13 protein-coding genes are annotated in these 12,911 nt (G+C 68.9%); 6 read left to right on the top strand and 7 right to left on the bottom strand.

From position 1 onward, the window contains the following. The first annotated feature begins 11 nt into the window (after positions 1-11). Positions 12-770 carry a cytochrome c oxidase subunit II gene (coxB, locus tag C5B90_RS02370; protein WP_115878807.1) on the top strand — a complete coding sequence of 253 codons (759 nt, stop codon included), beginning with the start codon at positions 12-14 and terminating at the stop codon, positions 768-770. Between the two features lie 120 nt (positions 771-890). Here coxB and C5B90_RS02365 read toward each other — a convergent pair whose 3' ends face one another. After that, entirely contained in the window at positions 891-1,319 is a 429-nt protein-coding gene (locus C5B90_RS02365; RefSeq protein WP_115878805.1) for an adenylyltransferase/cytidyltransferase family protein, read from the bottom strand. Continuing rightward, a complete protein-coding gene (locus tag C5B90_RS02360; protein ID WP_058566687.1) occupies positions 1,316-1,801 on the bottom strand; it encodes a Mov34/MPN/PAD-1 family protein in 486 nt (161 codons plus the stop codon). The genes C5B90_RS02365 and C5B90_RS02360 overlap by 4 nt, the downstream gene beginning before the upstream one ends. 102 nt (positions 1,802-1,903) lie before the next feature. Between C5B90_RS02360 and C5B90_RS02355 the strand changes: the two genes are divergently transcribed. After that, complete coding sequence (locus tag C5B90_RS02355) at positions 1,904-2,758, top strand: fructosamine kinase family protein (RefSeq protein ID WP_115878803.1); 855 nt, start codon at positions 1,904-1,906, stop codon at positions 2,756-2,758. 105 nt (positions 2,759-2,863) lie between these two features. After that, positions 2,864-4,765: a DHH family phosphoesterase gene (locus C5B90_RS02350; RefSeq protein WP_115878801.1), complete on the top strand. Its 1,902-nt coding sequence runs from the start codon at positions 2,864-2,866 to the stop codon at positions 4,763-4,765. A gap of 27 nt (positions 4,766-4,792) precedes the next feature. Here the strand turns inward: C5B90_RS02350 and C5B90_RS02345 are convergent, their stop codons facing one another. Further along, positions 4,793-6,484: a phosphatidylserine/phosphatidylglycerophosphate/cardiolipin synthase family protein gene (locus C5B90_RS02345; protein WP_115878799.1), complete on the bottom strand. Its 1,692-nt coding sequence runs from the start codon at positions 6,482-6,484 to the stop codon at positions 4,793-4,795. Between the two features lie 131 nt (positions 6,485-6,615). After that, a complete protein-coding gene (locus tag C5B90_RS02340) occupies positions 6,616-7,875 on the bottom strand; it encodes a HEAT repeat domain-containing protein (protein WP_115878797.1) in 1,260 nt (419 codons plus the stop codon). 115 nt (positions 7,876-7,990) lie between these two features. Between C5B90_RS02340 and C5B90_RS02335 the strand changes: the two genes are divergently transcribed. The 3 genes from C5B90_RS02335 to C5B90_RS02325 all read left to right on the top strand — a co-directional run bounded on the left by C5B90_RS02335 (position 7,991) and on the right by C5B90_RS02325 (position 10,788). After that, positions 7,991-8,755, top strand: a complete 765-nt coding sequence (locus C5B90_RS02335) for a carbon-nitrogen hydrolase family protein (protein WP_115878795.1) — start codon at positions 7,991-7,993, stop codon at positions 8,753-8,755. 63 nt (positions 8,756-8,818) lie between these two features. Then, positions 8,819-9,907, top strand: coding sequence for an NADH:flavin oxidoreductase/NADH oxidase (locus tag C5B90_RS02330; RefSeq protein ID WP_058566693.1), 1,089 nt, complete (start codon positions 8,819-8,821; stop codon positions 9,905-9,907). Between the two features lie 71 nt (positions 9,908-9,978). Continuing rightward, the gene (locus C5B90_RS02325; protein ID WP_115878793.1) at positions 9,979-10,788 is read left to right on the top strand and encodes a hypothetical protein; all 810 of its coding nucleotides are present in this window, start codon (positions 9,979-9,981) and stop codon (positions 10,786-10,788) included. A 30-nt stretch (positions 10,789-10,818) separates the two neighbouring features. On the opposite strand, the gene C5B90_RS02320 is transcribed toward C5B90_RS02325, so the two are convergent. From C5B90_RS02320 to C5B90_RS02310, 3 genes are read right to left on the bottom strand one after another with little or no spacing between them, the layout of a single operon-like run. Next, positions 10,819-11,286 (bottom strand): hypothetical protein, encoded by a 468-nt coding sequence (locus C5B90_RS02320; protein WP_115878791.1) that lies wholly within the window; start codon positions 11,284-11,286, stop codon positions 10,819-10,821. 40 nt (positions 11,287-11,326) lie between these two features. Beyond that, a complete protein-coding gene (locus C5B90_RS02315) occupies positions 11,327-11,704 on the bottom strand; it encodes an OB-fold domain-containing protein (RefSeq protein WP_115878789.1) in 378 nt (125 codons plus the stop codon). Next, positions 11,704-12,855: a thiolase family protein gene (locus tag C5B90_RS02310; RefSeq protein WP_115878787.1), complete on the bottom strand. Its 1,152-nt coding sequence runs from the start codon at positions 12,853-12,855 to the stop codon at positions 11,704-11,706. Before C5B90_RS02310 ends, C5B90_RS02315 begins: the two co-directional genes overlap by 1 nt. Between the last annotated feature and the right edge of the window lie 56 nt (positions 12,856-12,911).

Here is a 12,911-nt window from a genome sequence, read left to right as displayed (position 1 = left end):
TCTCGCTCAGCATGAGAAAGACGCGTTTCGCGCTCGCGTCCCTGCTCGCGACGGTCGTGATGGCGCTCGTTGCCACCCCCGCCGCCGCGCAGGCGTCCGCCACGTCGGAACTTATCAATCAGCTCAACGGGAAGCTGCTGTACGTCGCTATCCCGATTACCGTGCTGGTGGAGGTCATCCTCCTCTATACGGTCATCAAGTTCCGCAACAGCGAGCGCGCACTGCCGACCAAGGAGAACCGCCGGCTCGAAATCACGTGGACCATCGCGACAGCGATTATCCTGCTTTTCGTCGGCGTCGCCTCCTACGGCGTGCTGGCCAACGAGAACGTCACGCACCAGGGCAACGACATCGCTATGGACGACGACCCGGTCGTCGTCACGGCCGAGGCCTACCAGTGGGGTTGGAACATGTACTACCCCGAAGAGGGTAACTTCTCGTCGGGCAACGAGATTGTCATCCCCAAGGACCGCCCCGTCTACTTCCAGGTGACTGCAACGGACGTGATACATGGATTCCACGTCCCCAAACTCGGCCTCAAGCAGGACGCGATGCCGGGTTCGACGAACACCATCAAGACGGTCGCCTACGAGGAAGGCACCTACCAGGGCTACTGTACTGAGTACTGCGGCGTCGCCCACTCCCAGATGTACTTCACCGTCGAAGTCGTCTCGCAGGAAGAGTACCAGAACTGGCTCGACGAGCAGCAGTCGGCCAACAGCGAGTCGTCATCGTCCTCGAACTCCACCGCGACGAACTCCACGCAGTAACGCATCCTCCCTTCTCTTTCGACGCACCCCGCCGAGTGACGACGCTCGCGCTCGTTCGGTCGATTGTCGGAGAACTCGTCGCGGGCCGCAGTCGGTGACGTTCCGGACGCAGACAGAAACTCAGCAGCGTCGCTCGACGATGCGGTCGATGATGCGACCCGTCGAGAGCAGTTCGTCGTCGTGGCGTTGCTCGCGCGGTGTCGCGCGCGTGACCTCGCAGTCGATGCCGCGGGCGTCGAGGGCGGCTTTGATTCCGTCCTCGTCGTGGTGCTGGTCGTAGCCGAGGACGATGACGTCGGGGTCGATTTGCTCGATGGGGACGAAGATGTCCTCGGCGTGTCCGAGGTGCGCCTCGTCGACCACGTCGAGCGCGGCGACCATGTCGCGGCGCTGGCGGTCGTCGAGTATCGGCTTCGGCTTGTGGGTCACGTTCTCGCCGCGGGCGATGATGACGTGGAGTTCGTCGCCGAGCGACGCGGCGTCCGAGAGGTAGTGGACGTGGCCGGGGTGGAGGATGTCGAAGGTGCCCTGTGCGATGACCCGTCTCATCGGTCCAACTCCGCGTCGATGTCGTCCTGCGTGAAGTCGAAGAACGATTCGGGGTCGGGGAGGTCGACGTCGAGCACGTCGAGGTCGCGGACCTCGCCGGACTGGTCGAACGCCTCCCAGTCGTCTGGGCCGTAGGGCGAGCCGATGATGATGTGGACCCGGCCGCTCCCGAAGGTGTCGAGGTCGGCGTCGCTCGGGCGGAGGACGCCGTTCGGGTGCGAGTGAATCGACCCGACGGCGCGGAAGTCGTTCGGCACGAGGTCGTTTCTGACGGTCGCGCTGTAGGGGTCCGAGACGGTCCCCGGGATGATGAGCACGTCCGTCACGACGTAGCCGTCGCGGTCGACGCCGACTCGGCGGGCCTCCTCGCCGCGGAGGAGTCCCATGTACTCGTTCGGATGCGTCTCCGCAGAGGCTTCGAGCGCGAAGTCGAGGGCGTCGGCGGCGATGCCGACGACCTCCCGCGACCGGAAGAGTCGCATACCGAACCGTCCGCGGGCGCTCCATCTAAGGGTTCCGGAACGCCGAGTCGGTCGCCGGAACGGAACCGCCATACTGAGGTCGGCGGTCGCCCGAACTCGGGTGTGACGCTCGATTCCGATCTCGTCGCTCGCGTGACGAGCGCGCTCGCCGCCGACGCGCCGCCGACCGCGACGACCGAACTCGACGGTGGACACGTCGGGCGCGTCTATCGCCTCGACTTCGACGGGCGCAACCCCGTCGTCGCGAAGGTGGGCGACACGCCACTCGACGTGGAGGCCGCGATGCTCGACTCGCTCGGCGCGGCCGGGCTTCCGGTTCCCGCGGTCCACCACGCCGACGCCGACCTACTCGTCCTCGACTACGTCGCGGGCACGTCCGAGTTGACCCCCGCCGCCGAGCGCGACCTCGCCGCCCACCTCGCCGCGCTCCACGAGACGACCGCGCCGGCGTTCGGCTTCCCCTACGACACGCTCTCGGGGCCGTACCGCCAGCCGAACCCGTGGACCGACTCGTGGGTCGAGTTCTTCCGCGACCAGCGCCTCCTGCCGTGGGCCGAGGCGGCGCTCGATTCGGGGCTCCCGGACGCGACAGCCGAGCGAATCGAGTCGGTCGCGGCCGACCTCGACGCCCTCCTCGTCGAACCGGCCGCCCCGCGACTCGTCCATGGCGACGTGTGGGGCGCGAACCTCCGCATCCGCGACGACCGCATCGTCGCCTTCCTCGACCCGGCGTGTTACTACGGCAACCCGGAGGTCGAACTCGCCTACATCGACTGGTTCGACGCCGCCGGCGACGATTTCTTCGACGCCTACGACGAGTCTCGACCCATCGCCGACGGCTTCTTCGAGGTGCGGTCACCCGTCTACGCGCTGTTTCCGCTCCTCGAACACGTCCGCGTCTTTGGGGCAGACCACGTCCCGTCCGTCGAAGACGCGCTGGACGAACTGGGCTACTGACTCCCCGACTCCCGCAGTTTTCGGGCCGAATCGAGTCGTGAGAACCGGCCGCGCACGCGAGATGCTTTTGTAAAGCTTAACACTACCCCCTAACCTAGCGGGACCATGAGCGACGAGCACGCCGGGGATTCCGGCGACGACTCGGGTCCGAATTCGGACGCACGACCTATCGTCTACGATCTCGCACCGAACTGTACCGCTGACGACGTCGAAACCGACGCGTACTACCACGCCGTCGTCAACGGCGTCGTGGAGTACGGCATCTTCGTCGACGTCTCCGACTCCGTCTCCGGTCTCATCCACGAGTCCAACCTCTCGACCGACTACGAGGTCGGCGACCGACTGGTCGTCCGCCTCGACTCCGTCCGAGAGAACGGCGACATCGCGTTCGCCGAGGAAACGCCCGACGACTACCGCACGCTGACCGTCGACCACGAACCGACCATCACGCCTATCTCCAACCTCACAGTCGGCGACTCGGTCACGGTCGAGGGCGTCGTCACGCAGATCAAGCAGACCGGCGGCCCGACCGTCTTCCGCATCGCCGACGACTCCGGCATCGTCGCCGCCGCCGCCTTCGAAGAGGCCGGCGTCCGCGCGTTCCCCGAAGTCGACCTCGACGACGTGGTCCGCATGGCCGGCACCGTCGAAGACCACGAGGGCACCCGTCAGCTCGAAGTCGACGGCCTCACCGTCCTCGACGACGAGACCGCGGCCGACGCCCGCCAGCGTATCGACGCCGCGCTTGACGAGCGCGCCGAGCCCGAGCCGGTCGAACCGCTCGTGGAGTGGCCGGCGTTCGAGAAGCTCCGCGGCGACCTCGAAGACGTGGCGCGCCTGCTCCGCCGGACGGTCCTCGAAGGCCGCCCGATTCGCGTCCGCCACCACGCCGACGGCGACGGCATGTGTGCGTCCGTCCCGGTCCAGTTGGCCCTCGAACGGCTCATCACCGAGGTCCACGACGACCCCGACGCGCCGCGACACCTGTTCAAGCGCCTACCGAGCAAGGCCCCGTTCTACGAGATGGAGGACGTGACCCGCGACCTGAACTTCGCGCTCGAAGGTCGCGCCCGCCACGGCCAACGGCTCCCCTTCCTGCTCATGCTCGACAACGGGTCGACCGAGGAGGACGTACCCGCCTACGAGAACCTCGCGCACTACGACGTGCCCATCGCGGTCGTCGACCACCACCACCCCGACCCCGAGGCGGTCGACCACCTCCTCGACGCGCACGTCAACCCGTACCTCCACGACGAGGACTACCGCATCACGACCGGCATGATGTGCGTCGAACTCGCGCGGATGATTCACCCCGACGTGACCGACGAACTGCGTCACGTCCCCGCCGTCGCCGGGCTGTCGGACCGCTCGAAGGCGGAGGTCATGGACAACTACATCGCGCTCGCCGAGGACGAGGGCTACGACCGCGAACAGCTCCTCGACGTTGGCGAGGCGCTCGACTACGCCGCCCACTGGCTTCGCTACAACGACGGCGCGTCTATCGTCAACGACGTGCTCAACGTCGGCTGTGACGACGAGGAGCGCCACCGCGAACTCGTCGAGTTCCTCTCGACGCGCGCCGAGCGCGACGTGGACCGCCAGCTCGAGGCGGCCGAGCCGCACCTCGAACACGAGCGCCTCGACAGCGGGGCCAACCTCTACCGCATCGACCTCGACAAGTGGGCTCACCGCTTTACCTACCCCGCGCCGGGCAAGACCACGGGCAAGCTCCACGACCGCAAGGTCCAAGAGACGGGCGAGCCGGTCATCACCATCGGCTACGGTCCCGACTTCGCCGTCCTCCGCTCCGACGGCGTCCGCCTTGACATCCCGCGGATGGTCGCCGAACTGAACGAGGAAGTCGTCGGCGGCGGCGTCTCCGGTGGCGGCCACCTCGTCGTCGGCTCCATCAAGTTCGTCAGCGGCATGCGCGAGGAGGTCATCGACAGCCTCGTCGAGAAGATGGCCGAAGCCGACATCGACGAAGAGCTGTCGACGACGGCGTAAGGTCGTAGTCGCGGCTCACACCGAACCTCATTCTTCGAACTCCAGTCGCCTGAGCGCCGCGAGTCCGACGACCACCGCGAGGGCGGCCGCAGCGACGAGTCCCGGCTTCGACTCCGCCCCGCGCCCGCTGGCCCGCCAGTCCGCCGCGAACGCCTCGCGGAAGTACGCCGCCGCGGCCGGGTCCGACAGCGCGAGGACGACTTCGCGGTTCTCGCGGGCCGAGTGCTGATTCCAGTTGAGACTGCCGACGAGGGCGGTGTCGTCGGCGACGACGCCCTTCGCGTGAACCGCGCCGAACCGCCTGCCGGGGCGCGCGAGGCGGGCCGACAGCGGGTTCCCGGTCCTGTCGGCCCACTCGTTCAACCGCTCGGCGAGCGCGCGGTTCTCCTCCTTGACGTACCACGCGCTCCCGAGGAGGAGTCGGACTCGGACGCCGCGGTCGGCGGCGCGCTTGAGCGCGCGGACGAACGGGCCGTCGGCCTCGACGGTCGGCTGTAACACGTCGATTCGGCTGTCGGCGGCATCGAGTCGGGAGACGACCGCCGATTCGGCGTTGTCGGGCGCGCGGATGACGGCGACGCGGTCGACCCGAACCGACTCGGGGGCGATGCGCGAGGGGTACGAACCGTTCGCCGACTCGGTGCGGACGAACGACCGGCCGACTCGGTACGTCTCCCACGGGGCGGTCTCCGGGAGCGTCGCGTCGGTTCCGAACGTGGCCGCGAGGTCGGCCGCGACGCTCGGGGAGCGCGCGACGACGCCCCATCCGCGGCTCTTTCGCCCGCCGGTCCCGGCCGGCTTCCAGTTTTCCGTCATCACGAGTGCCGCGTCGTCGACGACGGCGTACTTCGGGTGGTGAAACGAGTGCGGGTCCCCGACGACCCGGACCGACACGCCGGCGGCGACGAGGCGGTCGAGGACGCGCGCCGACCGCTGCGGGAAGCCGCCGACCGGGCTGTCTTCGACCAGCACCGACACGGTGACGCCGCGCTCGTGAGCGGCGACGAGTTCGTCGGCGACGCGTGCGGAGGAGACGACGTAGCCGGCGAGTAGAATTCGCTCGTCAGCCGACCGGAGCGCCGAAATCGGACGGTCGGGCGAGTCGGGGAGGACGAACAGCGTCGCGTTCGCGGGGCCGTGGGTCGTGACGTTCCGGCGGGGGAGCGCCCGCGACCACCACGACCACGCGCCGTCTCGCCGTTCGAGGAGCGCGCCCTCGCGGCTGCGGTCGTAGCTGAGCCGGTCCGCGACGACGTCGTTTCCGGCCGCGTGGTCGTCATCACCGACGACGCGGAGCGTGACCGTCTCGCCGCCGTTCGCGAGGTCGAGGCCGGACGCGACGACTGGGTGGTCGGTCAGGTTCGCCGCCGCGTCCGGGTCGGCGGCGACGGCGACCGTGCCGCCGGGTGCAGCGAACGAGATGGTGTCTTCGCCGTCGGACAGCGAGAGCTCGGTTCCCGCGGGCGCGGAGACGGCGACGAACTCGCCGCGGTCGTCGGGCGTCGTCGGGTCGGGGAGCGCGGAGACGATGCGCGCTTCGCCCGATGCCGGCTGGCCGGCCGTGGTGGCAGTGGTGGTGGCTGACTCGGTTTCGTTCGTCGCGTTCGTCGCGTGCGCCGACCCCGGCGCGGCCGCTATCGGCGCGGGAACGACGGCCGCGACCGCGATGAGGACCACGAGCGAGACGGCGAACGCGGCGGCGAGAGCGCGACGGGACACACCCCGCGGTGGTCGTGTTTCCCTACAAAAACGTTCGCGGCCGGTGGCTCAACGCGAGCGATTGCGAGAGAAAGAAAACGAGGGGAGAACTGCGGAACTGAACTACGAGCGTGTCGCGTCGTCGTGCGGCCTCAGACGGTCGCTTCGGCTTCAACGTCGTCGCCGAGGAACTCGGCGGCGAGTTCGGCCTCGCGCTGGACGAGGAACGAGCGGTCGTCGACGTAGCCGGCGGCCGCTTCGAGCGCGTCTTCCGTGCCGATCTGTCGGAGCGCCCACGCGGCGCTGGCGCGGACGGAGTCCACGTCGTCGTCGGCGACGACGTCCGAGAGCGGTTCGACGGCGCGGGTGTCGCCGATGAGGCCGAGCGCGCGTGCGGCGGCCGAGCGGACGTTGTCGTTCTCGGTGACGAGCTTGTTCGCGATGGGCTGGGTCGCCTCCTCGGAGCCGATTTCGCCGAGCGCCTTGAACACGACCTTCTGGAGCGCGGGGTCGCTGTCGGTGTCGACGTAGTCGACGAGCATCTCGACGCCCTCCTCGGCGGCCATCTTCCCGATAGCCTTGATGACGCCCTTGTCGCGGCGCTTGGCCTGCCCCTCGATGGTCTCGTAGGCGCTGTCGTCGTTCATCCGCGTGAACGCCTCGATGCAGTACTCCTGCATGAAGTCGGACTGGAAGCTCTCGAACGCGAGGGCAATCATCTCGACGTTGCCGCGCTTCTCGTGTTCCTTCAGCGCCGACAGCTCCGGCGGGTAGTCCTTGTAGTGGCCGAGTACGTCGTAGAAGCCCTGCACTTGGAGCTTTTCGCGGGTTTCGAGGTCGTCCCACTCCTGAGCGTCGTCGAGGCCGTCCGCGAGGCCGTCGGCGACTTCGATGAGGTCCGCGATGGTCTCTGCGTCCTCGTCGGCGTCGAGGTCGGCCGCTTCGACGGCCGCGATGGCGTCGTCGACGGCGGCGGTGAGCGCGTCTTCGTCGTCGCCGTCGACCGAGACGCTCGCGTCGAGCACGCCGTTGAACTCGTCGGCAAACGTCTCGACCGCGGCGACGATTTCGCCTTCACCCTGCTCGGTCCACCGGGTGTCCGTAATCGTGGACTTGGCTTCTTCGAGCGTCTCGACGGCGTCTTCGGCGTAGGGACCGCGCTGGGATTCGAGGTCGTCGCGCAGGTCGGACAGGCGCGATTCGAGCTCCTCGGCGGGGTCCTCTTCGTCTTCGTCGTCCGGTTCGGGCAGGTCCGCGGCCTCCACGTCGGCCTCGATGTCGTCGAGCGTGGCCTCGACCTCGTCGAGGTCGGCTTCGGTCTCGGCCGCATCGAGAGCCTCCTCGGCCTCGGTCAGGCGCTCGTCGAAGCTCTCGGGCGAGAGTTCTGTCGTGTCGTCGTCCCCGTCACTCATATGCCGGAACTCCGTTCGACTGTAAAAAGAGCGTTTCCCTTCGCTTCGCGTCTCCGGGGACCGACCACCGATTCCATCCGGGCCACTTTTTCGCGACCCGTCCGTTCCTCCGAGCGTGACCGGTCCAACCATCGCCGTGCCGCAGCGCGCGGCGTTCGACCTCGACCCGGCGCGAAACGAGGCAGACGTGCGCGCCCGCGCCGCCGACCTCTCCGAGTCGGTCGATATCGCGCTGTTCTCCGAGTACGCGCTCACGGGCTTCGTCGCCGACAACCGCGCCTTCAGCGGCGCAATCTCTCGGGCGCGCGCGACTGACTTCCTCGCCTCCGTCGCCGCGGAAAACGAGTTCGACGTGCTCGCGGGCTACCTCGAACGCGACGGCGAGGCGCTCTACAACGCGGCCGCCTACGTCCGCCCCGACGGCTCGGCGACCGTCTACCGCAAGCGACACCTCTGGGGCGGCGAGTCCGAGGTCGTCACGCCGGGCGACGAACTCGTCGTCGCGGACACGCCCGCGGGACGGACGGGTATTCTCACCTGCTACGACCTGAACTTCGTCGGCGACAGCGCCGCGTTGACCGACGAGCGAATCGATGCCCTGTTCATCGTCGGCGCGTGGCCCGCCGCCCACTCGACGAACTGGCGACTGCTCTGTCGCGCCCGCGCCCTCGACGGGGTGCGGTGGCTCGTCGGCGCGAACCGGACGGGAAGCGGGTCGGTTTCTGGGACGGCGGGCACGGAGTACGCGGGTCGCTCGCTCGTCGTTCGTCCCGACGGCGTCGTCGCGGCGGCGCTGAACCGCGGCGAGCGCGACCTCGTCTGGACGCTCGACCGCGACCTGCTCGCCGAACAGCGCGCGTTCGTCGGGTCGGTCGAGTAGCCGAAACCGGACTGCATCACCGGAACCGAGGGGGGTTTTTCCGACCCCGCCCAATCGGGGTCGATGACGGACTCGCTCTTTACGCCGCTTTCGCTCCGCGACACCGAGGTTCGGAACCGAATCATGGTCTCGCCGATGTGCCAGTACTCCTCGACCGACGGGTTCGCCGAGGACTGGCATCTCGTCCACCTCGGGAGCCGCGCCGTCGGCGGTGCGGGCATCGTGATGTCCGAGGCGACGGCCGTCTCCCCCGAGGGACGCATCTCGCCGAACGACCTCGGCATCTGGTCGGACGACCACGTCGAGAAGCTCCGACAGATCACCTCGTTCGTCTCCTCGATGGGGAGCACGCCCGCCATCCAACTCGCCCACGCAGGCCGGAAGGCGAGCAAGTCCCGGCCGTGGGAGGGAAGCGAACCGGTCGCGCCCGAAGACGGCGGGTGGACGACGGTCGCCCCCAGCGACGTGCCGTGGCCCTACGAGGGCGAGGCCCCGCCGCTCCGAAAGCTCTCGGCCGACGGAATCGAAGGCGTCGTCGATGACTTCCGTGCGGCGGCCGAGCGCGCCCTCGACGCCGGCTTCGAAATCGCCGAGGTCCACGCGGCCCACGGTTACCTCCTCCACGAGTTCCTCTCGCCGGTCACGAACCACCGCGACGACGAGTACGGCGGCTCGTTCGAGAACCGCACGCGACTCCTCCGCGAGGTCACGGAAGCGGTCCGCGAGGTCTGGCCCGACGACAAGCCCGTCTTCGTCCGCATCTCCGCGACCGACTGGCTGGACGACCGCGAGTCGTGGGACATCGAGCAGTCGGTCCGCCTCGCGGCCGACCTCGACGACCTCGGCGTCGACCTCATCGACGTGAGCGCCGGCGGCATCCACCCCGACCAGCGGATTCCGAACACCGGCCCCGGCTATCAGGTCCCCTTCGCGGAAGTCATCCGCGAGGAGACCGACGCGATGGTCGGCGCAGTCGGCGGTATCCGAACCGCGCGCCACGCCGACGAGGTCGTCAGCAACGGCCGGGCCGACCTCGCCATCGTCGGGCGCGAGCACCTCCGCGACCCGTACTTCGCGCTCCACGCCGCCGAGGACCTCGACGCCGACGCGTCGTGGCCGCCGCAGTACCAGCGCGCCGTCCCCCGTCGGTAGGGACCGACCTCGACCCGCGCGGGTTCGCCACCCCTCGAACGCTTATCCCCGCGGCGACCCAACCGTGGGCCATGAGCGACCGACGACGCGACGACGACATCCTCGACCTACTCGACGAACTCGGGGACACGCTCGACGAACTCGGCGCGGAACTCCGCGAGGAGCGCGACCGCGGTCGCGGCCGCGACAGACGCGTCTCCGGCGACGACCGCTTTCGCCCCCCGCGTCCGCCGACGTTCGGCGAGGTCCTGCGGTTCACCGAGTCGTACACCATCCCGACGGTCATCGCCGTCCTCGACGCGACCATCGCCTCCCTCGAACTCCTCCGCCGCCTCATGCGGCTTTCCGACCCCGGTCGCGCGATGGAAGACGCCAGAAGCGAGACGGAGTCACGGATGCCGAACGTCCCGAAGAGCGCCGTCTCCGGCGTCGACCGCGCCCTCGACGAACTCAGAAACGCGCTGTCGGAGGCCGACCTGCCCTCGAACCCCGAGGCACGCGACGTGATGGACCGCGCCCGCTCGCTCGCCGACGAACTCGACGAGCGAATCACCGAGGCCGAGCGCGAGCGAACCACCCGCGAGCGCCGCTGGCGCGAGGACGAGCGCACGTTCGAATCCGAATGGCAACGGCGCGACGAGAGCCGGCGCTCCCGCGGCGAGAACCGGGCCGCCAGCGACGCCGAACCGGTCGGCACGGGGCCGGTCCGAATCGACGTGACAGAAGAGGCCGACCCGGACGGCGGCGACGACGGGAGCGACGAACCGAAGGTCGACGTCGACGCCGAACTGGAGTCGATTAAGCGCGAAGTGAAAGGCGACGGCGAAGACGACGGAAGCGACGCGGACGCTGACGCGGGCGACGAACCGAGCGACTACTGAGCGGCGGTACACGCGGAGTTTTGTTTCGACTCACCGCGCCGGTCGAACGTCCACGCGAACCACGTCGCCGACCCACGCCGCAAGCGCGAGGAGCGCGATGCCCGCGACGCCGGTCACGAGGACGGGCGTGAACTGTACGCCGGCCACGAGGACCGAAAGCGCGAACAGCAGCGAGATGACGCCGAGGAGCGCCAGCGCCGCCGCCGCACCGAGTCGCCACCACGCGAGGCCGGCCGTCTTCGACTTCCCGCGGACGACACGGGCCACGCCCGCGCCGACGACGCCGAGGCCGACGAGATAGGCGGTGAAAAGCAGGTCGTACCACGCGCCCGCGGACCCGAACGCGACTTCGAGAGCGTCGAAGCCGACGATGAGCAGGTACGTCGGCAGTTGGAACGGTTGGAACTGGATGCCGTAGCCGAGGCCGTACAGCCCGGCCAACACCGCCGTGGCGACCGCCGCGTCGCGCGCGAAGGAGACGCCGCTGGTGCGGTTCATACGCGAGATAGAAGGTGTAGTTATATCAACACTCGCCCGCTCAGAGCGGTTCGAAGCGGTAGCCGTCCCACTCCTGACTCGCGGGCTCGCGGATGCCTGCGCCGGGTTCGCGGAGTTCCTCGCAGTAGACCGGGCGGACCTCGTCGCCGATGTCGACATCGTCCTCGCCGGTGACCTGCCCGATGGCGCGGACGGGCTCGCCGTCCACGTCGAACTCGACGATAGCGAGCGTGTTGGGCTGGCGAACACCCGGTGGCGTCGCCGTGGAGGTGGTCCACGTCAGCACCGCCGCCGTGTAGTCGCTGAGGTCGACCGTGCCGACCGGCTCTTCGCCGCCGGGGCCGACCGGGTGGCCGGGGTAGGTGATGCTCCCGTCGGGGTAGCGGTACGCCTCCATCGCGGGTTGTTCGTCGGACATTATCGGGACTCCATGATGGTCGTGGTCACGCAGTTGCCGAAGCCGCCGACGTTGCACGCGAGGCCCACGTCGGCGTCGACCTGCCGCTTGCCTGCGTCACCGATGAGCTGTTTGTAAATCTCGTACACCTGTGCGACGCCCGAGGCCCCGAGGGGGTGGCCCTTCGACTTCAGGCCGCCGGACGTGTTGATGGGGAGGTCGCCGTCGCGGTCGGTGACGCCCTCTTCGACCGCCTTCCAGCCCTCGCCCTTCTCGAAGAAGCCGAGGTCCTCCGACTGGAGGAACTCGAGGATGGTGAACATGTCGTGGAGCTCGGCCACCTCGATGTCGTCGGGTTCGAGGTCGGCCATCTCGTAGGCGATTTCGGAAGAGTTGACGACGCCGCCCATCGTGGTCGGGTCGGCGCGCTCGTGGACGACGTGGGTGTCGGTCGCGCCGCCGATACCGGAGACGACGGCGTAGTCGTCGGTGTACTCGCGGGCGACCGACTCGGGGCAGAAGACGAGCGCCGCCGAGCCGTCGGTGATGGGACAGAAGTCGTAGAGGCGAAGCGGGTCGGCGACGACCGGCGAATCGAGGACGGTGTCGAGGTCGACCTCCTTGCGGAACTGGGCGTGGGGGTTGTCCACGCCGTTTTTGTGGTTCTTGACGGCGACCTTCCCGAGGGACTCCCGCGGGGCGTCGTAGGTGTCGAGGTAGAGCCGAGCGGTCAGCCCCGCGAAGGAGGGGAGCGTCACGCCGTGTTTGTACTCCACCGGGTGCGTCAGCGAGGCGATGACGTCCGTCGACTCGGCGGTCGAGCGGTGGGTCATCTTCTCGCCGCCGACGAGCATCGTCATGTCGGACGCGCCGGAGGCGACCGACTGCCACGCGGCGTAGACGCCCGCGCCGCCGGACGAGGAGGTCTGGTCGATTCGGGCGGTGTAGGCGGGCATCGCCGCGAGGTCGTGGGCGAGGGCGTTCGGGACGCCCGTCTGGCCCTCGAACTCGCCGCTCGCCATGTTCGAGACGTAGAGGTGCTCGATTTCGTCGGGCGAGACGTCGGCGTCCGCGAGCGCGGCCTGCCCCGCCTCCGCGAGCAGTTCGCGAATCCACGCGTCTCGCTGCCCGAACTGGGTCATCGATGCACCGATAATCGCTACGCGGTCCATACGCGCACGTCGTCGCAGCGCGATTTAAAACCGGGTAATCCCTCGCCGGCACGTCT

It is taken from the genome of Haloferax sp. Atlit-12N, assembly GCF_003383095.1.
Taxonomy (GTDB): domain Archaea; phylum Halobacteriota; class Halobacteria; order Halobacteriales; family Haloferacaceae; genus Haloferax.
The sequence above is the reverse complement of the archived record's forward strand: the minus strand, read 5'-3'. Positions and strand labels throughout refer to the sequence as shown.